A 25,848-nucleotide genomic window follows, 5' to 3' on the forward strand; every position below is an offset into this window, starting at 1 on the left:
ATTCTTGGAGGAAATGCTGTGACTCATAGGGAAACCGAGGGAACCATCGTCAGAGGATACTGCGGTTTTTATTATGTCCTCGCTGGAGAACAGACCTACACCTGTTCTCTGCGAGGAAAATTCCGCCTAAAAGAAAACAACCGGGTCTTTCTGCCGGGCGATCGCGTTAGAATCCGGATTCGTGAGGGAGATAAGGGTGTCATCGAGGATGTCTATCCACGTCGAACAGAACTGTTGCGCCCGCCCATCGCAAACGTGGACCAAGTTCTTTTGGTCTTTGCCTTGGCCAATCCCGATCCCGATTTTGTCTTGCTCGACAGGCTGCTCATTTTGGCGTCTCAAGGTGGCGTTGAACCAGTCATCGTCTTCACGAAGGCCGATCTCGCACATCCCCAAATGATCGAAAAAATAAATGAGTTATATTCTGCCATCGATGTAAAGCCTTTTGTCGTTTCCTCCAAACAACCGGACACGTTGGAACCGGTCCGGTCACTCCTGGACGGAAAGATCTCTGTCGTGGCCGGTCCCTCTGGAGCCGGAAAATCGACACTGCTCAACGGTTTATCGCCGGGGCTTTCCTTAAAAACAGGTGATGTAAGCTCCAAAATCGGACGAGGTCGTCATACGACTCGCCATGTGGAACTGCTCGTTCTGCCGACAGGAGCCTTGATTGCCGATACCCCCGGCTTTTCCACCTTGTTCTTACCGGACATACCTGCTTACGAATTAGGAAGCTACTTTCCAGAAATGACCGAATTTCTGGGATGTTGCCGATTTAACACATGCCTGCATAAGGCTGAACCGGATTGTGCCGTACGGGAAGCCTTGGAAAAGGGTCTCATTCACGAACAACGATACGCACACTATCTGATTTTTTTGAATGAACTCGTAGAGCGGGAACGAACGGCTCCGAAAGGAAAGAAATCATGATGATTAAAATCGCACCATCCATTTTATCGGCCGATTTCTCCAATCTTGGCTCCCAAGTGGCCGACGTGGAAGCCGGAGGGGCAGAGTATTTGCACATCGATGTGATGGATGGACACTTCGTACCGAATATCACCATCGGCCCGCTCGTGGTAGCGTCACTGCGTCCACGGAGCCAAATGGTTTTTGACACCCACTTGATGATTGAAGAGCCGGATCGCTATATTCCCGATTTCATCAAGGCCGGTTCCGATTTAGTCACCGTCCACCAGGAGGCTTGCACCCACCTGCACCGTACCGTATCGCTGATCCGAGAAAAGGGCGCTAAGGCTGGAGTGGCCTTAAACCCGGCCACATCTTGGCAGTCGCTCGAATATGTGCTGCCCATGGTGGATCTGGTGCTCGTCATGTCGGTGAACCCTGGTTTTGGAGGTCAAAAGTTTATCAGCGCCGTCTTGCCGAAGATCACTGAACTGGCCCGTTATCGCCAAGAAAAAGGTCTTGCCTATGAAATTCAAGTCGACGGCGGCGTTAACGGGCAGACGATCTCCCAAGTCGTTCGGGCCGGCGCAGATGTACTCGTCGCCGGCGCAGCTATCTTTGGCGTACCGGATCCGCAGGCTGAAGTCGCTCTATTGCGGGCGGCAGCATATTAAAATTGACAGGCTTAGTCGCCCTTTGATATAATTTTTCTAGTCAACCAAATAACATGTTTTCCTTGGGGTTGGGTGAAATTCCCTACCGGCGGTACAGCCCGCGAGCCCTTCTGGGCAGATTCGGTGTAACTCCGAAGCCGACAGTAAAAGTCTGGATGAGAAAGGAAAACGGAACAAATGTCTGCTCTTTTTGCAGCAGCTTTGCTGTGCGCTATTTTTCTCGCTGGTTGAGAGAAAAGAGTTGTTCCGTATCACCCCGGGGAAACTAATTCCCGGGGTGTTTTTGCGTTTCTGCCCAACTTTGATGACACATCGTGCCAAATGGGGTTGTAATGACTACGCTCGTTCCATGATGACACCCCTGATTTTGCCTTCGTCATCAGGGTGAAGAAAACTAATTTCCGAGGAATGACCATTATGATCGATGAAAAACAATATATGGCTCGCGCTTTGGAACTGGCGTCGCTCGCCCGAGGGCGGACAAGTCCTAACCCTGTCGTAGGCTGCGTGATTGTCAAAGACGGGCAAGTGGTTGGCGAGGGGTACCATGAGAAAGCAGGCACCCCCCATGCCGAAGTTCACGCCTTGCGCCAAGCTGGAGATAAAGCACAGGGAGCGACCTTATATGTAACGCTGGAACCTTGCTCCCATTACGGCAGGACACCGCCTTGTGTGGAAGCCGTCATCGCCGCAGGGATTGGACGGGTTGTAGCGGCTGTACCCGACCCCAATCCAAAAGTCGCCGGCAGGGGCTTCCGCCGCCTTCAGGAGGCCGGCATTCCAGTGGATGTGGGAATCCTGGCGGAAGAAGCAGCCGCCATCAACCAGCCCTTCTTTACCTGGGTCACCCGGGGAAGACCTTGGGTGCTGCTGAAGTGGGCGATGACCCTAGACGGTAAAATCGCGACTGCCACCGGCGACAGCCGCTGGATCAGCGGACCCGATAGCCGTCGTGTCGTTCATCAATGGCGAAACATCTACGATGCGGTTCTCGTCGGTATTGGCACCTTGCTGGCCGACGACCCCGAACTATCGGTCCGTCTTCCTGAATCAAAGGAAGGAACATATCGAAACCCAGTGCGCATCATCGTCGATAGTCAAGCTCGAACTCCATTGACGGCTAAAATCCTTTCCTCTGAGGCGCCGACCATCATCGCAACGAGTGAACGGGCGCCATCTGAACGAATCGAGGCGTTAGAAAAGGCGGGTGCGGTCGTCCTCCCGTGTCCTACGAACGCACAGGGGAAGGTAGACCTGCCGGCACTCTTAAAAAAACTGGCTGATAGAGGCTTCACATCCCTCCTGGTGGAAGGGGGCGCACAGATCCACGGGTCTTTTCTTGCACAAGATCTGGTCGATCAGGTCGCTGTCTTCGTAGCGCCAAAAGTGGTCGGCGGAGACGGAGCGCCGTCACCGGTGGGGGGAACAGGAGTCTCCTTGATGAAAGATGCGAGAGTGTTACAGCATAGTACATTTCGTCCCCTTGGTGATGATTGGCTGCTCCAAGGGACTCTCCAGGAGGTGAGACCTTGTTTACCGGAATCGTAGAGGAACTCGGCGTGATGCGGGCTATCCGTCGGGGGGCTCGTTCGGCTCAGTTGATCATTGAAGCGAAAAAAGTCGTCGAAGATGTAAAACTGGGGGACTCTATAGCTGTTAACGGCGTATGCCTGACTGTTGTCGAATATGACGGGCGAGGTTTTACAGCCGATGTGATGGCCGAGACTTTACAACGCACCTCTCTCTCGGAGCTCCAACCTGGCCATCGGGTCAACCTGGAACGGGCACTCCGCCTGAGTGACCGCCTCGGCGGCCATATCGTATCCGGTCATGTTGACGCCGTCGGCATTATCCGTAAACAAACCCGAGTCGACATCGCAGTGGTGACGGAAATCTCGGCACCGCCGGAACTTCTCCGCTACGTGATCCCCAAAGGTTCCATCGCCATCGACGGCATCAGCCTGACTGTTGTCGATGTATTGGAGCAGGGGTTCACGGTATCTCTCATTCCCCATACAGCCGGATTGACGACCTTAGGTTTGAAGAAATCAGGGGAAAAGGTCAATTTAGAAGCCGATGTGATCGGAAAATATGTAGAGCGTCTGCTCACGGGTCGAGTGCCGTCAGGAGAGAAACCGCTCTCAAGGATTTCGCGGGAGTTTCTTTTAGAAAAGGGCTATTAACATTGAAACAGAGAGGTGATTCGCATGTCGAAATTCCACAGCATCGAGGCAGCCATTGAGGATATTCGCCAAGGCAAAATGATCATCGTCGTCGACGACGAAGACCGTGAAAACGAGGGAGACCTGTTGATGGCCGCCGAACTGGCCACGCCGGAAACAGTGAACTTCATGGCCACTTATGGACGGGGTTTGATCTGCGTTCCCATGATCGGAGAAAGGCTCGACGCCCTGGAACTGCATCCCATGGTTCAAGACAATACAGACCGTATGCAGACGGCCTTTACCGTATCGGTCGATGCCGCCACTTGTACGACCGGGATTTCCGCCTTCGAACGTCACCAGACGATTCAGGCTCTCTTGGATGCGAAAAAGAAACCGGAAGACCTCCGGAAACCGGGACATATCTTTCCTTTGCGGGCGCGGGAAGGGGGCGTCCTCGTTCGCTCCGGTCATACGGAAGCTGCTGTAGATCTGGCCCGTATGGCTGGCCTCTATCCGGCAGGTGTGATCTGTGAAATCATGGCCGATGACGGCACCATGGCCCGGGTCCCGCAACTGCTCCCCTTTGCGGAACAACATAACTTAAAAATCATCACCATCGCTGACTTGATCGAGTATCGCCGTCGTACGGAAAAACTGATCCGGCGTGTGGAAACCATCAGTTTGCCCACTAAGTATGGCGACTTTACGGCTGTCGCTTATGAAAGCCTTTTAGATAAACAGTGTCACTTAGCCATCGTCAAAGGAGATATCGAAGGTGAGGAGCCCGTTTTGGTCCGGGTCCATTCGGAATGCCTGACGGGAGACGTCCTCGGTTCCAGGCGCTGCGACTGCGGTGATCAACTGGCTACAGCTCTTGGCCGTATTGAGCAAGAAGGCCGGGGGGTCGTCCTCTATATGCGTCAGGAAGGCCGGGGGATCGGACTGCTCAATAAAATCCGTGCGTATAAACTGCAGGACATGGGTGCTGACACAGTTCAGGCGAACGAGATGCTCGGTTTTCCTGCTGACCTCCGCGACTACGGTACGGGCGCTCAAATCCTGGCCGATCTAGGCCTGCGCAAAATCATGTTGATGACCAACAACCCGAGAAAGATCAAAGGCCTGGAAGGTTATGGTCTATCGGTCGTCGAACGAGTTCCGATCGTCATCGAGTGTGTCCCGGAGAACGAGCGCTATCTACGGACGAAAGAAGAAAAGCTCGGTCATATGCTATAAATGTGGGACAGTCACGAAACTGTACTAACTGAACTGTAAGACTTCAGTTATACATGAGTCGAACACAGGGACATTCGTGGTAATCGGGGTGTAATGACTCCGCTCGCTAAGGGCTCCGCGGCTGTTCGCTCGGTTGCTGCGCCGGTGCGCCAAACCTCTGGGCTTTTCTGCATGTAAACCGTGGCGCACTTTTCGGCTTCGCAACTTTCGCTCTCGACGCCGCTCCGCCCAAAACGCTCGCTCCGTCATCACACCCCAGATTTTGCTTTCGAGTGCAAAGCCCTAGAATATAGTCTCAGGATTATTCTCAGAAAATCTTTGGAAAGGGAGCTAATCACGTATGCCTAACAAGATTTACGAAGGTCATCTAATTGGACAGGGACTCAAAATCGGTATTGTCAACGCCCGTTTCAACGAGTTCATCACCAGTAAACTTCTCTCCGGCGCCATCGACGCGCTCCAGCGCCATGGCGTACAAGAAGAAGACATCGCTGTCGCCTGGGCACCGGGTGCCTTCGAAATCCCCCTTGTCGCTAAAAAAATGGTCACCAAAGGCTTTGACGCCGTCATTTGTCTCGGTGCGGTCATCCGGGGTTCGACACCTCACTTTGACTATGTATGTAGTGAAGCGGCCAAAGGAGTTGCCCAGGTCGGCCTTCAATCGGGCGTTCCGACCATTTTCGGTGTATTGACGACAGACACAATTGAGCAGGCCATCGAGCGGGCCGGAACAAAAGCGGGCAATAAAGGTTGGGACGCAGCCATGTCTGCCATTGAGATGGCTAACCTGATGTGCAGCATGGAAGGATAAAGATGGGACTTATTCCTTCGGTTCTCTCTGTACAGAGCATGGTGGCCCGGGGATTTGTCGGCAATTCAGCCGTCATCCCGGGCCTTCTCGCCTGCGGGATTCAACCCTTTCCCATCCACACGGTGATGTTGGGCGCTCATGGCGCCGTCCGGCCGAGGCGGGGCGGAACTGTACCTGATAGTTTGTTCTTCGGTTTGCTCAAGTCTCTGAAAGATACTCCTGTAGATCATGTACTCAGCGGTTATCTCGGTTCAGCCCGGCAAGGCAAAATTCTCTCTCGATGGCTGATAGAACGACCAGACATACCTTACCTGCTGGACCCTGTGTTGGGTGACGATCCACACGGGGCTTATGTTGTTCCTGAAGTCGCCCGGGTGGTCCGTGAAGATTTGCTGCCCTTGGCGACGGTGATCACCCCGAATCCCTTTGAAGTTTTCTGGTTGGCTGGTGTCGATGGAAACAAGCCGCCCATAGGGGTAGCGGGAGGGCGAGACAGCCGGAAAATCCTCGAGGCGGCTCGACAGCTCATGAATTCGGTAAAAAAGGAATCCCTTTTAAAGGGCCGTTCGGGATTGAAAGCGATTGTCGTCACGGGCTGGCGCCGGGAGAGCGAGCGAATTTACACCTTGATACTTGATCAAGAAAGTGCTTGGGAAATAGGTACAGCCCTCGTTCCCTGGGCTGCTTATGGAACGGGAGACCTTTTTGCAGCCGTCTTGGTTGCTGGTATCTGTCACGGATACGATCTTCCCCGGTCCTGCAGGGGGGCAGCCCGAGCCGTTGCTGCGGCACTGCGGCGATCCCAGAGATATGGGTTAGATACAGTCGCTCCGATTCATCTTCCTGATGACTTTTTTGAAGAGGAAGCAACAGAATCGGAGCCGTTTACGCTGATTATCTGAAAGGAAGAACCATTACGTGCGAGATGAATTAATTCGGGCAACGGCGGATCAAGGCAGAATCCGCTTTATCGGTGCGCGGACGACTCATTTGGTCTCTACGGCCCAACAAAAACACCAGACTTGGCCTGTAGCGTCAGCAGCCTTAGGAAGAACCTTAACGGCTGCAGCTCTCATGGGATCCATGCTGAAGGCAGAGGACCGAGTGACTCTGCGCATCCTCGGTGACGGTCCCTTAGGGGCAATCGTCGCCCAGGGCGATGCCAAGGGCCAGGTGCGCGGATATGTACAGAACCCGACGATTGAACTGCCACCTACACCGGAAGGAAAGCTCGATGTGGGCCGCGGGGTCGGCAAAGAAGGTCATCTTCATGTCACCCGTGACCTGGGTTTGAAAGATACCTTTACCGGTACGTCCGCCCTAGTTTCCGGCGAGATCGCTGAAGATTTGACACATTATTTTTTCACGTCTGAACAAACGCCGAGTGCGGTAGCCTTAGGTGTGCTCATCGATGTAGACGGTTCTGTCCTCAAGGCAGGCGGTTACATCCTGCAACTGATGCCGGGAGCTGATGACGAGACGATCGACCTTTTAGAGCAATGCATCGCCCGCTTGGGACCGATCAGCAAATACCTAGCCGCCGGAAAGAGCACGAAAGAGATGATGGAAGACCTGCTGGGAGAGCTTGACCCTAAAGTCTTAAACAGCTATGAACCCGAGTTTTATTGTGGTTGTGACCGGGAGCGTCTATCGACACTGTTGAAAAGCTTCGGTCCTGATGAACTGGCCGATATGCGCCGGGAGCAGGGAGGCGCCGAAGCGATCTGCCATTTCTGCAGCGAAAAATATCAATTTTCCGCCGATGAGCTCCTCGCGTGGGAACAAGAGATGAGGGAAACGTAAAAAGTCCTTTGACCATCTGGTCAAAGGACTTATTTACTCACTCGCCCATTGGGGGCGCTACCTTTTCAAGCCGGACAATTACACAGAACGCTGAACCTTGCCCGAACGGAGGCAGCGGGTACATACGTTCAAACGAACAGGAGCACCTTTTACAACAGCGCGAACACGCTGGAGGTTAGGGGACCAGGTTCTTTTTGTGCGGATGTGGGAGTGACTGACTTGCATCCCGGTTTGTACCCCTTTGCCGCAAATGGCGCATTTCCGTGCCATGGTTCCACCTCCTTGGGGTCAGAAAAATCACTATTACAGTCTAGCAGATTCGATCTGCTTTGGCAAGAACTTGACGAAGAAAAAGGAATTCCTTCTTGGACGACGAATAAAGCTAAACAAATGAAACGTTTAAGGGGGGGATGACTTGGGTAAGATTACGAAAGATATGTCTTTAATGGAACTGTTGCAGACCTATCCTGGGGCGAAAGATATCCTGGCCCGCTACGGTATGGGATGTCTAGGTTGTATGGGTTCCACCATGGAAACGATTGAAGGCGGTGCGCGCATGCACGGGATTGACCTTCGGATCCTCCTCAATGAATTGAGCCGCTTGGAAGAGAAGGGACCTGAATAAGGTCCTTTTTTTTGAAGGGAGTGACCAAAATGACAGTGAAAAACGCATCCGATTTCGGTCGTGTCACCATCGCCGATGATGTGATCGCCAATATCGCCGGGCAAGCGGTGGCAGAATGTTACGGCTTGGTCGGCATGGTTGCCAAGAGTCCCCTTGCCGGAATCAGTGTGAAACGGGGCGACAACACGGCCCGGGGAATCGACGTGACTGCTTTTGACGACTTTTCTGTTACCTTAGATCTGCATGTACTCGTCGCCTATGGAGTTCGCATACCAGAAGTCGCTCGGACGGTGATGGAAAGAGTCAAGATATCCGTAGAAAATCAACTGGGTTTAACCGTCCGTGAGGTGAACGTGCATGTTCAAGGAATCAAAGTCGCCGACTAAAGAAAATCGACGGCTCAGTGGGATAGAAGTAGCCGAACTGATTCGCGGCGGTGCTGCCCAAGTGGAACAGAACCGCCAGTATGTCGATCGTTTAAACGTGTTTCCTGTTCCTGATGGTGATACGGGCACCAATCTAGCATTGACATTACAAGCCTGCGCCGAAGCAATGCCTGCAGAAGAGATTTCAGTTGGAAAAGTCGCTTCAGCGGCAGCCAAAGGCGCCCTGCTAGGAGCGCGGGGCAACTCTGGTGTGATCTTTTCCCAGCTATTCTGGGGTTGGGCAAAGGCGATGGAAGAGAATGAAACCATCTCCCCCCGAGAATGGGCGCAAGCCATGGAAAAGGGTGTGGAGAGAGCTTATAAAGCCGTCATGAAGCCGGTGGAAGGAACCATCTTAACCGTAGCCAAGATGGCGGCACGGGAAGCTCTTGCAGCGGCTCGCCGCGGCAGCGATATGGACGAAGTATTAGCAGCGGCCATTGAAGCCGGAAAAAGGGCCCTCGCGAAAACGCCGGAACAACTGCCTGCCCTCAAGGAAGCCGGTGTCGTCGACGCCGGGGGTCAGGGATATTTGTTTTTCTTGATAGGCTGTCAACAGGCACTCACAGGCGAAGCTACCTCTGCCCCAAATGGTACCGCAAAGCCCTTTGAATCTCCTTACTCTGATGAAAAAGACGGGGCCTCTTCTAAGGAACTTATCGAAAGTTCTCCTCGTCGAGAGGAAAACATGGAGTTTCCTTACTGCACCGAATTCATCCTCCGGGGGCAGAACCTCCCCTTTGAGGTTCTCCAAGAGATCCTCAAACCATTAGGGGATTGTTTGCTGGTGGTCGGTGACAGGGAAACGGCAAAAATCCACGTACATACCAATCATCCCGGTGTGGTGCTGGAGAAAGCCTTAGCCTATGGCTCGCTTCACCAGGTACATATCAACAACATGGCCGAACAAGCAGAAGCCAAGCAAGAAATTCTGCCGCGGCGACCGATCGGTTTTATCGCGGCCACGCCCTCAGAAGGGTGGGCGGCCTTGTACCGGGAGCAAGGAGCGATAGGGATCCTCGACGGGGGGACCAGTCGCAACCCCAGTGCCCAAGATTGGCTGTCAGCCATAGAAAGGGCAAATACCGATTTTTCCTTGCTCTTACCGAACCATCCCAATCTGATCATGGCGGCCCGTCAAGCCGTTCAGATGATCGGAGAAGATAGAGCGGCCGTCATCGGCACTCGACATCTGCCGGGAGGATTGGCAGCGAGTCTCGCCTTCGATCCCGACAAGTCTGTCGAAGATAATATGAAAATGATGGAAGCGGCTGCTCGAGCGGTGCACAGCTTGGAGATCACCTGGGCTGTACGGGATGCTTCTGTCAACGGGCGAGATGTTAAACAAGGGGACCTCCTAGGGATCTTCGATGACAAACTCGTTACCAGTGGAAATTCTGTCCCACCAGTGACCCTGGAGGCGCTCGACCATTCTGGAGAAGAGTGGGAATTGATCACCATATATACGGGAGAAAACGTTTCCGACGAGGATGTGGAAACGTTGAAAGATGCGATTGGATCAGCCTATCCCGACGTAGAAGTGCATCAAATACAAACGAGACAACCTCTGTATCCCTATATTTTTGGGTTGGAGTAAGAAACGATGAGTTGGCAACCCCTATGGCAAAGTCTGCGCCGGGCGATTGACGCCGAGCGCAATCTCGGATACACGGACGGAGGCGTCGTCGGCGGTTTTTCCGCCTACGCCCATGCTTCCTTGGCTGCTCTTCGGCAGGCTTTATCGGCTCATCCCGGTCCTTGGGGAGCTCGAATGGCTCTCTGGGAAGGCCAGATGATCCACTACCGGCGATTGACTCCGCCGGAACGGCGCCATGTGGTCGATCAAATGGCCCAGAGCATCGGAGAATTGGAACTGGAATTGCCGACGGCCGAAGCGACGAAGCAAGTTTCTTCGAATCCAGGATCAGACGATAAAACCGTCAACAAAAAACAGCCTGAAAGGCCCTCCCGCAACCTGAAAGGCCCTGGCACGGCGATTCAGTTTCTCCGAGGCGTAGGACCGCAGCGAGCGGCCGCCCTCAAAAGGCTTGGCATCGAGACGATTCAGGATTTACTTTTTCATCTGCCCCACCGCTACATCGACCGCAGCCAACTGCTCAGCATCGCTCAAATTCGTTATCCCGGAGACTACAACGTATCCGGCGTCATCCGAGCCTACCAGCAGTATAATCCTCGCCGCGGATTGGCTGTTATCAAAGGTCAGTTGGATGACGGTACAGGCATCTTGCCGATCGTCTTATTCAACCGCAAGCAATTGACCGCTAAATACCCTCCCGGAACGGCGGTCATCGTTTCGGGGAAAGTGGAGTTTCGCTACGGCAAAGCGGAACTGCATGTAGAGGAAATCGAAAACCAGGCAGAAGCGGGATTGCATACGAACCGAATCGTACCGGTCTATCCGGCTACGGAAGGGTTGAACCAGCGATTCTTGCGGGGACTCTATGAACAGGTCATCCCTAAGTATGCCCCTCAAATGAACGATATCGTGCCAAAGGGACTCGACAGGTCGACAAACCTGCCTGCCTTGAGTCAAGCGGTCCAATGGGTTCATTTCCCCGATTCCCTTGAACAGGCTGAATTAGGCCGGCGCAAACTGGCTTTTAACGAAGCCTTTTTGCTGCAGACGGCGTGGCAGTTTATCCGCCGTCGCCGGAACGTCCCTATCGAAGGAATCGGTCACAAGCCTGCCCAAGAGGAACTCAATAAGCTATGGTCACTCTTGCCTTACGAGTTGACGGCTGCCCAAAAACGGGTCGTTCGGGAGATCGCCGCCGACATGGAAGCGAATCGACCGATGAACCGGCTTCTCCAAGGGGATGTGGGAGCTGGCAAGACGATCGTGGCTGCTTCTGCCGTCGTCAAAGCAGTCGCATCAGGTTACCAGGCAGCGCTGATGGCGCCGACAGAAGTTCTCGCCGAACAACACGCCATCAGCTGGCAGCGATTGCTCGCCGAGATGGCCATACCAGTGGCCCACCTTTCCGGCTCGCTGACGCGCCGCAGAAAAGAAGAAGTTCTCAAAGGTCTATCGGAAGGCACCTATCCGGTCGTCGTGGGGACCCATGCGCTGTTGCAAAAAGAAGTGGTCTTCCAGCGCCTCGGGCTGGTCGTCATCGATGAACAACACCGCTTCGGTGTTCGTCAGCGAGCTGCCCTTTGGGAAAAGGGCCAACAGGCTGACCTGCTCGTCATGACGGCCACACCGATACCGCGAACCTTAGCCATGACCCTGTATGGCGATCTGGATGTATCCATCCTCAATGAACGCCCTCCCGGGCGGCAGGAAGTCAAAACGTATCATGTAGGCAGTGATACGTGGCCGCGGGTCTACAATCTGATCCGCCGAGAAGTGTCCCAAGGGCATCAAGCGTATATCGTCTGCCCGGCCATCGAAGAATCGGAAGAGATGGACTTGGCAGCCGTAGAAGAACGCTATGGCACCCTCACTCGAGACGTCTTCCCGGATCTAGAGGTAGGCATCCTGCACGGCCGGATGAAAAAGGAAGAAAAGGCTGCCGTCATGGAGCGCTTTTACCGGGGAAATACAAAAGTCCTCGTCGCGACGACCGTCATCGAGGTCGGCATCGATGTGCCGGCGGCAACGGTGATGGTGATCGAAGGGGCCGAGCGATTCGGGTTAGCCCAACTGCACCAGTTGCGCGGTCGTGTCGGAAGGGGACAAGCGCAGTCCTTCTGCATCCTCATCGCCGATAAACTTTCTGACGAGGGAAAAAGGCGCATGAGTGCCATGGAAGGGACGAACGACGGTTTCCGCCTCGCCGAAGAAGATCTCAAGCTGCGAGGTCCTGGGGAATTTTTGGGAACCCGACAGAGCGGCATCCCTGCGTTTAAGGTTGCTGACTTGGTCAAGGATGCTGATCTGTTAGATCAAGCCAAAAGCGCTTCCGAACAGTGGAACGCCCAAGATCCAACCCTGCAAAGACCGGAAAGCCGTGAACTAGCCCGCAAGGTCAGGGAGACTTTTCAAGGATTGGATTTGTTATAATCGGTGGATCCTAACGGCGAGGAGGTGAAAAGCCTTGCCTGATCGGGATCGTGACGAACTTTCGCCGAATATGGAAGACTTCAAAATGGAAGTGGCCCAGGAACTTGGGTTGTCCCATCGATTAAAGTCTGTGAACAACGATAAGAGCACCTCACAGCGATAAAAAAGACTCACCCCAGCCGGTTCATAGGTCATCAGCGAAGCTTACGCACAAAAAGTGATGGAGTGTCGATCAATTGTGACCGGCACTCCATCACTTTTAAAGCGGTTCTAACGAAAATTACTCATCTGAGCTATTATCTTACTGCAAGTACTGGGTCCACTGTTCCGGCGTAATTGACGGATGCAGCGATTGAGCGATCCCCGATGCCACCACTTTTGACGTCTGCTGAATCAACTGGTCGATCTCTTTCGGCGTCATGATCAGATCGCGGGTGTAAGGTCCCAGAACCTGCTCGATGATCTGCTGCAAGGCATCAGGGTTCAGTCCCTTATAGAGCTTATATAAGGTGGGGCTCGTTTGGAATTGCTCCATCAGTTTTTCAATGGCTTCATGGGCGATGATACCAGCATGCATTACGGTGGGAATTCCCAAGGCGACAACTGGAACTCCCATTGTTTCCAGGTTGATGCCAGCACGCTTGTTGCCCACACCGGATCCGGGATGAATTCCCGTATTGGCCAACTGAACGCTCGTAGCGATGCGATCGACTGAACTGGTCGCCAAGGCGTCGATGGCGATGACTAGATCGGGGCGGGTTTTTTCGACGATTCCTTTGATGATCTCTGCCGTCTCAATTCCCGTCAAACCGAGTACACCGGGGGCGATGGCGCTGACTGGCCGCAATCCGCCGGCCAATTCTTCTGGTGCGTACTGGTGCAGATGGCGGGTCACCATGGTATAATCGACGACTTTTGGTCCTAGCGCATCCGGGGTGGCGTTCCAGTTGCCCAAGCCGACCACAAGGACAGAACCATCCGGTCTCAGTTGGAGCAAGCCTGTCAATTCCTTGGCTAAGATCGATGCGATTTGTTGATGAACTTCCCGGTTGTTATCGCGCAACTGGGGCGCATCGATGGTCACGTAGGTTCCTACCGGTTTTCCCATGGCTTGTTCGCCCTGAACGTTTTCCACGATCACCGTCGTCACCGTCGCTGTCGGATGCTGCGCTTTAAACACCTTCACGCCGGGAATGTCGGAACCTCTTTCTTGACGAATCACATCATGGGCTTCCACGGCCATGTCGAGTCGAATGCCAAGATTTCCGTAAAGTTGAGAACGGTTCATCGCCAAACCTCCCTTATTTTATCCATTAAGAATCAATGTACCACTAGGACGGTGGTACCATTCCTCTTTTGCTGGAATTGTCGAACGGGGGAGGGCATGTTATAATTTGGGTAATGTCGTCGAAAGGGGAAGGAAATGCGTATCATTGCCGGTCAAGCACGTGGCCGCCGATTGGCTGCTGTGAAGGGCTCCAAGACCCGCCCAACAGCAGACCGCGTCAAAGAAGCCCTATTCAATGTACTTGCCGGGCGTATCCCCGACGCCCAATGTCTAGATCTGTTTGCAGGGACCGGCGCACTTGGATTGGAAGCGTTAAGCCGTGGTGCTGAACAGGTATATTGGGTGGAAAAAGACCATGATGCCTGTCGAATCATTCAGAAAAACATGGATACGACAGGCCTTGCGAATGGAACGATTTTGCGGCAAGATGTCTATTCGGCATGCCGGACGCTTTTACAGCAAGGAAAACGGTTTGACCTGATTTTTGCCGATCCCCCCTACAAACAAAATCTTTTGCCAGCAGTGTTGGAATTGGTCGCCGCCGGTCTGCTTTCTGCCGATGGCGTCTTGATTCTCGAGACGAGCCGCGATGAGACATTGCCTGAACGGATAGGCCGCCTCGGTCATTTACGTTCGAACCGCTACGGCGATACAATGATTCATTATTATCAGTGGGTAGAATCGTAAGGAGGCTGCTCTGTGGCAATCGCCGTTTATCCTGGGAGCTTTGATCCGATCACCAAGGGACATATGGACATCGTAGAAAGGGCGGCACAAATCTTTGACGAATTGATTGTAGCTGTCGTTCACAACCCTAGCAAAAAACCTCTGTTTACGATGGAAGAGCGAGTGGAAATGATCCGCGTCGCTTCCCAGCATCTGACGAATGTGACGGTGAAGTCTTTTTCGGGACTGCTCGTAGACTTCGCCAAAAAAGAGAAGGCCAATGCGATTGTTCGCGGCCTTCGAGCGGTGTCTGATTTCGAGATTGAATTTCAAATGGCCTTGATGAATAAAACGCTTTACCCTCAGGCTGAAACGGTTTTTCTGACTACGACTACAGACTACGCCTTTATCAGCAGTTCCATGGTGAAAGAAGTCGCCTCCTTTGGTGGCGATGTTCGAGAATACTTGCCGCCGATTGTACAGGAACGTATGGCTGAAAAGTATGGTAAAGAAGGTACCTGATGATAACAGGACTGACAAAGGGGGGACAAAAATGGAGCGTTCAGTGTCTTTTGAGGGGACAGCTACCCGTCTAACCGAAGGCAAGGGAAGCATCTTGCGCATACTCGATGAAATCGAGGAAATGGTGGAAACAGCGACTCGGATTCCCATGACCGGTAAAGTTCTCGTGGACGATCATGCCTTGTTAGATAGCATTGATCGCATCCGCACCGGACTTCCAGAAGAATTGCGTCAAGCCAAATGGCTCACGAAAGAACGGCAGCGGGTTATTCAGGAAGCGGAAGCAGAATGTGAGCGCATGATCGAAGAAACTAAAGCTTATGTGGCGAAAATGGCTGGCGAGACAGAGATCGTCCGCTTGGCTCAAGCCAAGGCAGAAGAAATATTGGCAGAAGCGAAAGGCACCGCCAATGATCTAAAGGTGGATGCCCGTGATTATGCCGACGAAGTACTTCGCCAAATGGAGCAAACGCTGAACAAGTCGATCAATACGGTCCGGAAGGGTCGAGAGGAACTGCAGGAACACTGGGGACGAGAACACGAAGAAGATTATTAACATAACGGTGTGTATAGTTGGGTAGACAGAGGGTGTAAAACTTTACACTCTCTTTTACTTTTTTCTTGCACCTTTGATGAAAATCATAGAAAATATCAGCATAATTCCTATCAGCACATATACAAGGCCGCTTTTACCAGGCCAGATCCACCAAAGGTTAAATTCGGTTAGAGGAGGGATGTAGGAAGAGGACATGGGGAGGGGAAGATAAAGAAGCAGCACATAGAGAATCGCCACGGAGAGAAAACCTTGCGCCAATCGAGCCAGGAGATACCGACTGAGGCGAACCCCTGTGCCTGCCAAAAAGGTAGACACCTGAGCTTGGATCGATATGCCGCTCCAGGCCAGAAGAAACGATGTCATCATCAGTCGTTCAGTTAAAGGAGCATGGGCCGCCGCGATCTGTTGACAGCCGATGCTCATCTCCAACAGACCGGCGATCATTCCGGGAGCCAGGGTCGGGTTGAGGTGTAACCATTGAAGAACCTCTTCCAGACCGCTCAGCAGGGGAGTGATCACGTCTCCGGCCAACAGAAGGCGGAAAGTGACGACAAAAAACATCATATATCCGCCGATGGCCAAGATGTTGTTCATCCCGCGAGTAATTGCGTTTCCCAGAATTTCTCCGGGCGGTTTAGACTGCGTCGAAAAGAGCTTCCACTCTGCCTCAAGCCGGTTCCACAGGTTGGACCTTCTCCCGACCGTGGAAAAGGAACGAGGTGGTGGAGGGAGTGTTCGAGTATATAACCAACCCACTACCAGGTTAGCGCCATAGTGGGCTGCTGCAAGCATCAGACCGGCTTCGGATGAACCGAAAAGTCCGGCTCCAACGGCGCCGAGCATGAACAAGGGGCTGGCGTTGTTGGTAAACAGGCTGAGACGTTCTCCCTCTGTTGTCGTCAAAGCGCCTTCCCGGATCAAACGGGCCGTTATGATGGCTCCCACAGGAAATCCGGTCGTAAAGCCGATCGCCACGACGACGGCTGCAGCACCAGGCAGCCGGAAAAGAGGACGCATCAAAGGCTCCAGCAACACACCGACGAGACGGGGCAGGCCCATTCCCAAGATCAGTTCTGCAACGACTAAAAAGGGGAACAAGGCAGGCAACAAGACGTTTAACCACAATTGTAATCCTTCTCGGGCCGCCGACAGAGACTCTGAGGGATAATAAATCATAAGAGGTGTCAGCAGAAGAAAATATAGGAAAAGGGCGATGGGGCCTTTACCCATAAAACACTAAACCTCCAATATAACAAATTTTCTGAAAGCTCTAACCTAATTCGACGAAATAGTCTTATTAAGTGACAACCGCTAAGCCATTGGGTATAGTAATAATGAAAAAAAAGACAAGTCGCAAAAGCATAAGGAGGATTTCAATGATTATCTTAGTTATCAACTCTGGAAGTTCTTCGCTCAAATATCAAGTCTTTGATATGCAGAACGAAACTCTTCTGGCCAAGGGACTTGTCGAAAGGATCGGGCTTAACGGTTCCCTGTTAACCCATCGTCCTTCCGGGAAAAATCCCGTCGTTATGGAGACGGACATTCCGAATCATGACACAGCGATTCAGATGACCGTCGACGCCTTAACCCATGAGGAGTATGGTGTTATCAAGTCGCTGAAGGAAATCGATGCTGTTGGTCATCGCGTTGCTCATGGCGGAGACAAGTTTCCCGACTCGGCCATCATCAACGAGAAGGCTCTGGCAGATATTCGGCCCCTCTTCGAAGTGGCGCCCTTGCACAACCCGCCTGCTGTCATGGGGATTGAAGCTTGCCAGCATATGCTGCCCGGAGTACCCCAAGTGGCTGTATTCGATACAGCTTTCCATCAATCGATTCCCGAGCATGCTTATATGTACGCGCTGCCCTATGACTTGGCTAAAAAGTACTCTCTTCGCCGTTACGGTTTTCACGGCACTTCTCACAAATATGTTGCCCAGAGGGCTGCGGACATGCTCGATCGTCCCCTAGAAGAACTGAAGATCATCACCTGTCACTTAGGGAACGGTGCTTCTATCGCTGCCGTGTTCCATGGCAATTCGATAGACACGTCCATGGGTTTCACGCCGCTCGAAGGACTCGTTATGGGCACTCGTGTCGGCGACATGGATCCGGCCGTAGTCCCCTTTATTATGGAAAAAGAAAACATGACGCCGGCTCAGGTCAGCGACTTTATGAATAAAAAATGCGGCGTCCTCGGTGTTTCCGGAGTCTCCAGCGACTTCCGCGACTTAGAGGAAGGAGCCGGTCAAGGAAACGAACAGTGCCGTTTAGCCCTTGACATGTTTGCCTACCGTGTTAAGAAATATATTGGCGCTTATGCTGCGGTTATGAACGGTGTCGACGCTATCGTCTTTACAGCCGGTCTGGGAGAAAACTCGTCGTCCATGCGCAAAACCGTCTGCAACGGACTGGAGTACCTCGGTGTAAGACTGGACGAACAGAAAAACAAAGGACGGGGAGAAGCGGACGTATCCCTGCCCGGCGCCGCCTGTCACGTCATGGTGATCCCCACGAACGAAGAGTTGATGATCGCCCGGGACACTTTCCGCCTGGCAAAATAACTTCTCCATTGACAGTATAAGCAGCGCTTTGTATAATAATGGCTGGTTCTTTTCTAAAGAGGTGGAGAATATGCGAGTCGATGAGGGTTTATTACGAAAGGTCCGTGAACGGTGGCAGCCGCTTCCCTGGTCCGGTCAATGGGAAGAAGTGGAATTGGAAGAAGACCTCCGTCCTGTGATGCCAGCCCATGTCGAAGGGAAAGTATCTCGGGAAGAAGGCGGGTACCGGTTTCAAGGAACCCTGTCGGCTCGGTTGACAGCCCCTTGTCATCGCTGTTTGCGTCCGGTCGAGTTTGCCCTCGACGTTCCCGTAGAGGCTCTTTTTACGACATCCCTAGTGGATGAAACCTCGGAAGAAACGATGCCGGAGGGTGACATTCCTCGATATCCCTTGGAAAGCGAGAGGGTTTTGGACCTATCTCCTGCCCTTCACGATGCCCTCGTATTAGCTTTGCCCATGAAAGTTTTGTGCCAAGAGGATTGTCCGGGTCTCTGTCCGCACTGCGGTGCCCTTCTGGAAGAAGGCCCTTGTGGTTGTTCTGAAGGCCCCGCAGACCCTCGGATGGCCCCTCTCCTGGCCTTGCTGAATGGCAACGAACGTTCTCAAAAATAAAAGGAGGTGTAGGAGATGGGTGTTCCTCAGCACCGGAGATCGAAGTCGCGCAACCGTCAGCGTCGTGCGGCACAGAAGTTGGAACCGGTTTCTTTCGGTTCCTGCCCTCAATGCCATGAACCCAAAATGCCCCACCACGTTTGCCCGAGCTGCGGGTATTATCGTGATCGGGAAGTTGGCAAAAAAGCCGAATAAGAATTTCCTGTTCAGAAATGGCCTATCGTTGTATAGGCCATTTTCTTTTGGTATAATAAGGAAATATAAGGAAAAATACATCGATTAGACTTGCAAAATGAAAAAAACGGAGGTATACTTTGAATTAGTAGCAGCTGCTATAAAAACTGTACTCTGCAGGGGGAATAGCGATGGGGGCGCGAGAAAAAAAAGAGATGCGCCTGGCCAAATTGGAGAAGATGCTGCAGGAAAACCCCTTACATTCTGACGGGGAACTGGCCCGGCGACTCGGTGTCAGCATACAGACCGTTCGCTTGGACCGCCAACAGATCGGCATACCTGAATTGCGTGAACGGGCGCGCCAGGTCGCCGTGGAGCACTTAAGGGACGCTCGTACCTTTTCCGGGGACGAAATCGTCGGTGAAGTGACCCATTTGATCGTCGGAAAAGAAGGGACTTCCCAACTTCGCTTTACCGAAGCGATGTTGCAGAGTTCGTCCATAGCCAGAGGGCATTACATTTTTGCCCAAGCCAATTCCCTAGCGGTAGCTATCGTGGACGCGCCTACGGCTATGACAGCTTTGTCTCGCGTCCGTAACCGCCGCCCTGTTCTGTTGGGTGAGGTCGTCGAAGCTAAAGCCCATATCGTCAAGGTTGTCGGCGCTCGGAATATTATCCGTGTCGTCAGCCATGTGGGAAATGAGATTGTATTTTCTGGAAAATTTTACATTATAGCTCGAGATAGGCTATCCCGACCATAAGGAGGAAATACTTTTGCGCATTGCGCTGGACGCCATGGGCGGGGATCATGCACCGGAGGAGATCGTAAAAGGGGCTATTGAGGCAGCTTCAGAGATGGATATCAACATCTTGCTGGTAGGCCGGCCTGAAGCGATCGAACCGCTGCTTCAGCAAGCTCCCGCAACCGTCCGAAAGCGGATAGAAATCGTCGCCGCATCGGAAGTTATCGCCATGGATGAATCACCGGCTACAGCCCTGCGGAAAAAGAAAGACGCTTCTATCGTCGTTGCCACCCGCCTCGTGAAGGAGGGTAAGGCCGAAGCTCTCGTCTCTGCAGGTTCTACAGGTGCCCAGATGGCTGCTTCGCTTCTCGGCCTCGGGCGAATCTCAGGAATTGATCGCCCGGCTATCGCTACCATCCTTCCTACCTTGGAAGGTGGCAAACTGCTCCTTGATGTGGGAGCCAACGCAGAAGCGAAGCCGAAAAACTTACTTCAGTTCGCTATGATGGGCAGCGTCTACGCCGAAAAAGTAATGGGAATCTCCAATCCTCGGGTAGCCTTGCTCAATATCGGTGAGGAAGAAACGAAGGGCAATGAATTAGTCCTCAGCACCTACGGGATGCTGAAAGAAGCGCCCCTTCGTTTCATCGGGAACGTAGAAGGCCGCGATTTATTTTTTGGCCGTGCCGACGTGATCGTTTGTGACGGTTTTGTGGGCAATGTAGTCTTAAAATTCGGTGAGGGCATGATCGGTGCCTTGACCAAAATGATCAAAGATGAACTAAAAAACAGCCGACTGGCCCAACTCGGTGCGTTGCTGGCTACACCGGCATTGCGGGAGATGGGCAAACGGCTCGATTATGCCGAGTACGGCGGTGCACCTCTTTTAGGTGTCAACGGCGTGTCGATCATCTGTCACGGCTCTTCGAAAGCGAAAGCCATCAAGAATGCCTTGCGAGTGGCTCAGCAAGGCGTTGAAGAGCGATTCATCCAAGCGATTAAAGATCATATCCCGGGAAAGGGGGATCCGGTTTGATCAAGCTACAATCCGTCGGCATCTGGGGTACCGGTTCTTACCTACCGGAAAAGATCATGACCAACAAAGACTTTGAGTCCATGATCGAGACGAGCGATGAGTGGATTGTCACTCGAACGGGGATCCGTGAGCGCCGTATCGCCAAACCGGAAGAAGCCGTAAGCGATCTGGCTTACGTAGCTGGTCAGCGAGCCTTAGAGGCAGCGGGAGTACATCCCGAAGAACTGGATCTGATCATCGTTGGCAGTTGTACCTTTGATGCTTACCTGCCTGCCTCGGCTTGTCTGGTCGCTGATAAATTGGGTGCCAAGAGGGCAGCCGCTTTTGACCTTGAGACAGCCTGTACCAGCTTTATCTACGGTTGTGCCGTAGGATCTCAGTTCATTGCCACCGGAACTTACCGGAGGGTACTCGTGATTGGGGCAGAGGTACTCTCGAAGTTTATGGACTATAGCGATCGCAACACTTGTGTGCTCTTTGGCGACGGTGCTGGAGCGGCCGTCTTAGGTCCTGTCGAAGAGGGGGCCGGGATTAAAGCGGTTCACCTCGGCGCTGACGGATCAGGGGGAAAAGATCTCGGCGTACCCGCCGGCGGAAGTCGGCTCCCTGCGACGGCAGAGACGTTGGAGCAACGGCAGCACTACGTCAAAATGAACGGGAAAGAAGTGTACAAATTCGCCGTTCGCATCATGGGCGATGCTGCTGAAAAGGCTCTGGAGATAGCAGACTGGGAGAAAGAAGACATCGACTTCTTCATCCCTCACCAAGCGAACATGCGCATCATCGATTCAGCTGCCAAAAAGTTAGGTATCGGTATGGAGCGAGTGGCTGTCAACTTGGACCGTTACGGTAACATGTCGGCGGCTTCCATTCCGGTGGCCCTTGACGAAATGGTACGGAGCGGACAGATTCAGCCGGGACACCGGTTGATTATGGTAGGTTTTGGTGCTGGACTTACCTGGGGAAGTATGGCAGTAGAGTGGGCGATATCGAAAGGGTAAAGCCGCGGCGTAGAGGGTAAAGGAGGAAACTTGTGAGAACCGTTTTATGTGACCTTTTAGGGATTGATTATCCGATTATGCAAGGCGGAATGGCTTGGGTAGCCACTGCCGAACTGGCCGCGGCAGTATCTGAAGCAGGCGGGCTGGGAATCGTAGGTGCCGGACAAGCTCCCGCCGAATGGGTTGAAAATGAGATCGTTAAAATTAAAGAACGAACCTCCAAACCCTATGGCGTAAACGTGATGCTCATGTCTCCCCATGTGGACGATATAATTGAAGTGATCATCAAGCACCGTGTGCCTTTGATCACGACAGGTGCCGGAAACCCTGGAAAATATATTCCCCGGCTGAAAGAAGTAGGAACCAAGGTCATCCCTGTTGTCTCTTCAGTGGCACTGGCTCAACGTCTGGAAAAGTCGGGTGTAGACGCCCTTATCGCCGAAGGGATGGAATCGGGCGGTCATGTCGGTGAACTGACGACCATGTCGCTGGTGCCGCAAATCGTCGATGCCGTCAATATCCCTGTCATCGCTGCCGGAGGCATTGCCGACGGCCGTCAGTTTGTGGCTGCCTTAAGCCTCGGTGCTGTCGGGGTGCAGATGGGTACTCGCTTTATGTGTGCCAAGGAATGTGTCATTCATCCCAACGTAAAAACAGCTGTTCTCAAGGCGAAAGATCGCGATACGGTCGTTACAGGCCGTCCCACCGGTCATCCAGTCCGTTGTTTGAAAAACAAACTCGTTCGCAAGTTTGATGAGCTGGAGCGAAAAGCGGCTCCAGCCGAAGAGTTCGAAAAGCTTGGCGTTGGAAAACTTCGTTTAGCCATGGTGGAAGGCGATGTAGAACTGGGTTCGGTCATGGCCGGTCAAGTGGCAGCCATGGTATGCCGAGAGGAAACAGCTTCTGAAATCATTCAAGATATTATTATGCAAGCGGAAAAAGTGTTTGCAAACATGAACGGTCGGATTCAAGCAGGCCGTTAGGAGGACTTATGACACAAATCGCATTCATGTTTCCCGGCCAAGGCTCCCAATTCGTCGGCATGGGTGCCGACTTGGCAGCCCAATTTCCCTTGGCAAAAGCTGTCTTCGACGAAGCCGATGAAGCACTGGGCTTTTCTTTAAGCAAGTTGTGCTTTGAAGGACCGGAAGAGGAATTACGCTTGACAGCGAACACCCAACCGGCCCTGTTGGCCACAGCGGTGGCCGTCTATCGAGTCTTGGCTGCTAACGGATTTCGTCCGGACTGGGTCGCCGGACACAGCCTGGGCGAGTATTCCGCTCTCGTAGCGGCTGGCAGTCTTACCTTGGTCGAAGGGATTCGCCTCGTTCGCCAGCGCGGTCTTTTTATGCAAGATGCTGTACCGGCCGGCCGTGGAACGATGGCCGCCATCATGGGGTTGGAGGCTGAAGCTGTGGAAGCCCTTTGCCGGGATGCGTCAACTGCCGGTGTTGTCGAACCCGCTAACTTTAACGGTGCCGGCCAAGTGGTTATAGCCGGGGAAGTGGCAGCGGTGGAACAAGCCGTTGCTTTGGCAAAAGCGGCAGGGGCAAAACGCTCGGTCATGCTCAATGTGAGTGCTCCTTTTCATTGCTCTTTGATGAAGCCGGCGGCAGAGCGCATGACAGAAGTCCTGCAAGCGGCGAATATCTCCGATCCGACGATTCCTTTGGTCGCGAACGTGACGGCTCAACCAGCCACCAGCGGGGAAGCTGTCCGGAAAAACCTCATCCTCCAAGTGGATCATCCTGTTCGTTGGGAACAGTCGGTCAAGTTTCTCGCCGATGCGGGAGTCCAACGGTTTATCGAAGTGGGACCTGGAAAAGTGCTCACCGGTTTAGCTCGGAAGATTGTCAAAGGCTCTGAGACAGCCGCGATCGGCGACGTAGACACAATCCAAAAGGTCCTTGCATCTTAGGGGGAGAGTGGATAAAATGGGTGTAGACCTGCGGACAGCCTTAGTTACCGGGGCTTCCCGGGGGATCGGGCGAGCGATTGCCTTGCAATTGGCTGCTGACGGCTTTGCGGTCGCTGTCAATTATGCCGGAAGCGAAGCAAAAGCAAATGAAGTCGTCGAAGAGATTATCTCGGCTGGCGGGAAAGCTTTTGCCATCCAAGGGGATGTTTCCCGTTCCGATCAAGTTGATGAAATGGTCCAAAAAGTCCTGGCAGAATTTGGTCGCATTGATGTACTGGTGAATAATGCGGGCATTACCCGGGATAATCTGTTAATGCGCTTAAAGGAAGAAGATTGGGACGCCGTTCTCGATACGAATCTAAAGGGCCTATTCCTTTGCTCGAAAAGCGCCATCAAGCCCATGATTAAACAGCGCTCTGGGCGCATCATAAACATCACCTCCGTTGTCGGTCAAATGGGCAACGCCGGGCAGGGGAACTATGCGGCAGCCAAGGCCGGTGTCATCGGTTTGACCAAGACATTGGCGAAAGAACTCGGTTCTAGAAACATAACTGTAAACGCCGTCGCTCCCGGTTACATCCAAACCGATATGACCGACAAGCTCTCTGACGAGGTACGAGAAAGTTTAGCAAAAACGATTCCCTTAGGTAGACTTGGACAGCCCGAAGATGTGGCGAAAGTTGTCGCTTTCCTTGCATCGGAGAGCGCCAAATACATTACTGGTCAAACCATCAATGTCGATGGCGGCATGGTAATGGCGTAGTAGTTTCTAAAGGAGGTGAAAGACGTGTCATCTATTTTTGAAAAAGTCAAAGCCATCGTGGTAGAACAATTGGGAGTTGACGAAGAAGAAGTCAACATGGAGACTTCTTTTGAAGACCTGAACGCCGACTCTTTGGATATTGTTGAACTGGTCATGGCGTTGGAAGAGGAATTCGATATCGAGATTCCTGATGAAGATGCTGAAAAGATCAAAACCGTCGGTGCGGCTGTTGATTACATCAAAGAAAACCAGTAGGTATAAAAACTTAACTTGGCAAGTATTTCGGAAGTCCCGTAGCCATACGGGGCTTCCTGCCTATAGAGGACGAAGCCCTAGCGAACTGTAGGGGCATTTGGGGGAGTAGTAGGTGAAGCTACCGGAGTTGAAAATCGGCCATTTAGTGGCCAAGCTACCGATCGTACAAGGCGGCATGGCAATACGTATATCCATGGCTCCTCTAGCAGCAGCAGTGGCCAATGAGGGCGGGATCGGGCTGATCGCGGCGACAGGCCTGACCGAAGAAGAGTTGCGCAGTGAGATTCGTGAAGCTCGCCGATTGACTAAAGGCATTATCGGCATCAACTGTCTCTTCGCCGCACGGGACTTCGCAAAACTGGTGCAGGCGGCCATTGACGAAGGGATCGATCTGGTCGTTTCAGGGGCTGGTTTTTCTCGAGATATGTTTCAATGGGGAAAAGAATCGGGAACTCCGATTGTTCCTATCGTCTCTTCGGCTCGCTTGGCGAAACTAGCCCAGAAGCTGGGTGCTGCCGCCGTCGTCGTCGAAGGTAAAGAAGCAGGCGGCCATCTGGGCACCGATGAGTCCATGAAGAAAATCGTGCCGGAAGTTGTTGCTGCCGTAGATATCCCCGTAATCGCCGCCGGTGGAATTATCGACGGTCATGATATCGTAGACGCCTTCAAAATGGGGGTCAGCGGTGTTCAAATGGGAACACGCTTTGCAGCCAGTGAAGAGTCCGGAGCAGCTCCGGAATTTAGAGAGCTTTACCTGCGCTCCACCCATGATGATGTAGTTCTAATCGACAGCCCTGTCGGTCTGCCGGGTCGCGGTCTGAAAAACTCCTTTTGGAACAAGCTGAACTCTGATGCAGATAATACTCCGAAGCGCTGTAATGGTTGCTTAAAGCATTGCTCAAAGTCCTTCTGTATCGTAGAAGCGCTTAACCATGCCCAACAAGGCAACATGGAATCGGGGTTGGTCTTCTCGGGAGAGCATGTGGAGAGAATCAAAGAGATCTTGCCTGTCCGTGTAATTGTAGAGAATCTTCTACGGGAAATAGAAGCCTATTCATAAGGAGCGTGTAC

30 protein-coding genes and 1 riboswitch are annotated in these 25,848 nt (G+C 52.8%); of the genes, 27 read left to right on the forward strand and 3 right to left on the reverse strand.

Annotated features, from left to right (window positions below):
* The first annotated feature begins 18 nt into the window (after positions 1–18).
* From rsgA to hslO, 8 genes are all read left to right on the forward strand, one after another.
* Positions 19–930, forward strand: a complete 912-nt coding sequence (rsgA, locus tag GJ688_RS01420; protein ID WP_170291552.1) for a ribosome small subunit-dependent GTPase A — start codon at positions 19–21, stop codon at positions 928–930.
* Positions 930–1,583: a ribulose-phosphate 3-epimerase gene (gene rpe / locus GJ688_RS01425; RefSeq protein WP_155474734.1), complete on the forward strand. Its 654-nt coding sequence runs from the start codon at positions 930–932 to the stop codon at positions 1,581–1,583. The genes rsgA and rpe overlap by 1 nt, the downstream gene beginning before the upstream one ends.
* Before the next feature lie 54 nt (positions 1,584–1,637).
* A riboswitch (FMN riboswitch) is annotated at positions 1,638–1,754 on the forward strand.
* 246 nt (positions 1,755–2,000) lie between these two features.
* Positions 2,001–3,131 (forward strand): bifunctional diaminohydroxyphosphoribosylaminopyrimidine deaminase/5-amino-6-(5-phosphoribosylamino)uracil reductase RibD, encoded by a 1,131-nt coding sequence (ribD, locus tag GJ688_RS01430; RefSeq protein ID WP_155474940.1) that lies wholly within the window; start codon positions 2,001–2,003, stop codon positions 3,129–3,131.
* A complete protein-coding gene (locus tag GJ688_RS01435; RefSeq protein WP_155474735.1) occupies positions 3,113–3,766 on the forward strand; it encodes a riboflavin synthase in 654 nt (217 codons plus the stop codon). Before ribD ends, GJ688_RS01435 begins: the two co-directional genes overlap by 19 nt.
* Before the next feature lie 24 nt (positions 3,767–3,790).
* Positions 3,791–4,984: a bifunctional 3,4-dihydroxy-2-butanone-4-phosphate synthase/GTP cyclohydrolase II gene (locus GJ688_RS01440; protein ID WP_155474736.1), complete on the forward strand. Its 1,194-nt coding sequence runs from the start codon at positions 3,791–3,793 to the stop codon at positions 4,982–4,984.
* Between the two features lie 340 nt (positions 4,985–5,324).
* A complete protein-coding gene (ribH, locus tag GJ688_RS01445) occupies positions 5,325–5,795 on the forward strand; it encodes a 6,7-dimethyl-8-ribityllumazine synthase (RefSeq protein WP_155474737.1) in 471 nt (156 codons plus the stop codon).
* A 2-nt stretch (positions 5,796–5,797) separates the two neighbouring features.
* Complete coding sequence (locus GJ688_RS01450) at positions 5,798–6,697, forward strand: bifunctional hydroxymethylpyrimidine kinase/phosphomethylpyrimidine kinase (protein ID WP_155474738.1); 900 nt, start codon at positions 5,798–5,800, stop codon at positions 6,695–6,697.
* Positions 6,698–6,713: 16 nt separating this feature from the next.
* Positions 6,714–7,598: an Hsp33 family molecular chaperone HslO gene (hslO, locus tag GJ688_RS01455; RefSeq protein WP_170291553.1), complete on the forward strand. Its 885-nt coding sequence runs from the start codon at positions 6,714–6,716 to the stop codon at positions 7,596–7,598.
* A 78-nt stretch (positions 7,599–7,676) separates the two neighbouring features.
* Here the strand turns inward: hslO and rpmB are convergent, their stop codons facing one another.
* Positions 7,677–7,868, reverse strand: a complete 192-nt coding sequence (gene rpmB / locus GJ688_RS01460; protein ID WP_155474739.1) for a 50S ribosomal protein L28 — start codon at positions 7,866–7,868, stop codon at positions 7,677–7,679.
* 145 nt (positions 7,869–8,013) lie between these two features.
* On the opposite strand from rpmB, the gene GJ688_RS01465 reads away from it, so the two are divergent.
* Genes GJ688_RS01465 through GJ688_RS01485 form a run of 5 tightly spaced genes read left to right on the forward strand, consistent with a single transcriptional unit; the run spans position 8,014 to position 12,838 of the window.
* Positions 8,014–8,223, forward strand: coding sequence for a DUF1858 domain-containing protein (locus tag GJ688_RS01465; RefSeq protein ID WP_235910647.1), 210 nt, complete (start codon positions 8,014–8,016; stop codon positions 8,221–8,223).
* A gap of 29 nt (positions 8,224–8,252) precedes the next feature.
* Entirely contained in the window at positions 8,253–8,609 is a 357-nt protein-coding gene (locus GJ688_RS01470) for an Asp23/Gls24 family envelope stress response protein (RefSeq protein ID WP_155474740.1), read from the forward strand.
* Positions 8,581–10,245, forward strand: a complete 1,665-nt coding sequence (locus tag GJ688_RS01475) for a DAK2 domain-containing protein (protein ID WP_155474741.1) — start codon at positions 8,581–8,583, stop codon at positions 10,243–10,245. Before GJ688_RS01470 ends, GJ688_RS01475 begins: the two co-directional genes overlap by 29 nt.
* Before the next feature lie 6 nt (positions 10,246–10,251).
* Positions 10,252–12,675, forward strand: coding sequence for an ATP-dependent DNA helicase RecG (gene recG, locus GJ688_RS01480; RefSeq protein ID WP_155474742.1), 2,424 nt, complete (start codon positions 10,252–10,254; stop codon positions 12,673–12,675).
* Positions 12,676–12,709: 34 nt separating this feature from the next.
* A complete protein-coding gene (locus GJ688_RS01485; protein WP_155474743.1) occupies positions 12,710–12,838 on the forward strand; it encodes a small, acid-soluble spore protein, alpha/beta type in 129 nt (42 codons plus the stop codon).
* 138 nt (positions 12,839–12,976) lie between these two features.
* On the opposite strand, the gene gpr is transcribed toward GJ688_RS01485, so the two are convergent.
* Positions 12,977–13,963, reverse strand: a complete 987-nt coding sequence (gene gpr / locus GJ688_RS01490) for a GPR endopeptidase (RefSeq protein ID WP_155474744.1) — start codon at positions 13,961–13,963, stop codon at positions 12,977–12,979.
* 135 nt (positions 13,964–14,098) lie between these two features.
* Here gpr and rsmD point away from each other — a divergent pair, with 135 nt between their 5' ends.
* The 3 genes from rsmD to GJ688_RS01505 are packed head-to-tail and all read left to right on the forward strand — an operon-like array spanning position 14,099 to position 15,707.
* On the forward strand, positions 14,099–14,650 hold the full coding sequence (gene rsmD / locus GJ688_RS01495) for a 16S rRNA (guanine(966)-N(2))-methyltransferase RsmD (protein WP_155474745.1): 552 nt from the start codon (positions 14,099–14,101) through the stop codon (positions 14,648–14,650).
* Positions 14,651–14,662: 12 nt separating this feature from the next.
* The gene (gene coaD / locus GJ688_RS01500) at positions 14,663–15,151 is read left to right on the forward strand and encodes a pantetheine-phosphate adenylyltransferase (protein WP_170291554.1); all 489 of its coding nucleotides are present in this window, start codon (positions 14,663–14,665) and stop codon (positions 15,149–15,151) included.
* Between the two features lie 31 nt (positions 15,152–15,182).
* On the forward strand, positions 15,183–15,707 hold the full coding sequence (locus GJ688_RS01505) for an ATPase (protein ID WP_155474746.1): 525 nt from the start codon (positions 15,183–15,185) through the stop codon (positions 15,705–15,707).
* A gap of 54 nt (positions 15,708–15,761) precedes the next feature.
* Here GJ688_RS01505 and GJ688_RS01510 read toward each other — a convergent pair whose 3' ends face one another.
* A complete protein-coding gene (locus tag GJ688_RS01510; RefSeq protein ID WP_155474747.1) occupies positions 15,762–16,937 on the reverse strand; it encodes a nucleoside recognition domain-containing protein in 1,176 nt (391 codons plus the stop codon).
* A 146-nt stretch (positions 16,938–17,083) separates the two neighbouring features.
* Here GJ688_RS01510 and GJ688_RS01515 point away from each other — a divergent pair, with 146 nt between their 5' ends.
* The 11 genes from GJ688_RS01515 to GJ688_RS01565 all read left to right on the forward strand — a co-directional run bounded on the left by GJ688_RS01515 (position 17,084) and on the right by GJ688_RS01565 (position 25,837).
* Positions 17,084–18,274 (forward strand): acetate/propionate family kinase, encoded by a 1,191-nt coding sequence (locus GJ688_RS01515; protein ID WP_155474748.1) that lies wholly within the window; start codon positions 17,084–17,086, stop codon positions 18,272–18,274.
* A gap of 70 nt (positions 18,275–18,344) precedes the next feature.
* Entirely contained in the window at positions 18,345–18,887 is a 543-nt protein-coding gene (locus GJ688_RS01520) for a YceD family protein (RefSeq protein ID WP_155474749.1), read from the forward strand.
* Between the two features lie 15 nt (positions 18,888–18,902).
* Positions 18,903–19,082, forward strand: a complete 180-nt coding sequence (gene rpmF, locus GJ688_RS01525) for a 50S ribosomal protein L32 (protein WP_155474750.1) — start codon at positions 18,903–18,905, stop codon at positions 19,080–19,082.
* 170 nt (positions 19,083–19,252) lie between these two features.
* Positions 19,253–19,822, forward strand: a complete 570-nt coding sequence (fapR, locus tag GJ688_RS01530) for a transcription factor FapR (protein ID WP_155474751.1) — start codon at positions 19,253–19,255, stop codon at positions 19,820–19,822.
* Between the two features lie 13 nt (positions 19,823–19,835).
* A complete protein-coding gene (gene plsX / locus GJ688_RS01535) occupies positions 19,836–20,840 on the forward strand; it encodes a phosphate acyltransferase PlsX (protein WP_155474752.1) in 1,005 nt (334 codons plus the stop codon).
* Positions 20,837–21,841, forward strand: a complete 1,005-nt coding sequence (locus GJ688_RS01540; RefSeq protein ID WP_155474753.1) for a beta-ketoacyl-ACP synthase III — start codon at positions 20,837–20,839, stop codon at positions 21,839–21,841. Before plsX ends, GJ688_RS01540 begins: the two co-directional genes overlap by 4 nt.
* A 32-nt stretch (positions 21,842–21,873) precedes the next feature.
* The gene (gene fabK / locus GJ688_RS01545) at positions 21,874–22,824 is read left to right on the forward strand and encodes an enoyl-[acyl-carrier-protein] reductase FabK (protein WP_170291555.1); all 951 of its coding nucleotides are present in this window, start codon (positions 21,874–21,876) and stop codon (positions 22,822–22,824) included.
* Positions 22,825–22,832: 8 nt separating this feature from the next.
* Positions 22,833–23,759, forward strand: coding sequence for an ACP S-malonyltransferase (gene fabD / locus GJ688_RS01550; protein WP_155474754.1), 927 nt, complete (start codon positions 22,833–22,835; stop codon positions 23,757–23,759).
* Between the two features lie 16 nt (positions 23,760–23,775).
* Positions 23,776–24,522 carry a 3-oxoacyl-[acyl-carrier-protein] reductase gene (gene fabG, locus GJ688_RS01555; RefSeq protein ID WP_155474944.1) on the forward strand — a complete coding sequence of 249 codons (747 nt, stop codon included), beginning with the start codon at positions 23,776–23,778 and terminating at the stop codon, positions 24,520–24,522.
* Positions 24,523–24,546: 24 nt separating this feature from the next.
* The gene (gene acpP, locus GJ688_RS01560; RefSeq protein ID WP_170291556.1) at positions 24,547–24,777 is read left to right on the forward strand and encodes an acyl carrier protein; all 231 of its coding nucleotides are present in this window, start codon (positions 24,547–24,549) and stop codon (positions 24,775–24,777) included.
* A 112-nt stretch (positions 24,778–24,889) separates the two neighbouring features.
* Positions 24,890–25,837, forward strand: a complete 948-nt coding sequence (locus GJ688_RS01565; protein ID WP_170291557.1) for an NAD(P)H-dependent flavin oxidoreductase — start codon at positions 24,890–24,892, stop codon at positions 25,835–25,837.
* Positions 25,838–25,848: the final 11 nt, after the last annotated feature.

The organism is Heliobacterium mobile, assembly GCF_009720735.1.
GTDB lineage: Bacteria > Bacillota > Desulfitobacteriia > Heliobacteriales > Heliobacteriaceae > Heliobacterium > Heliobacterium mobile.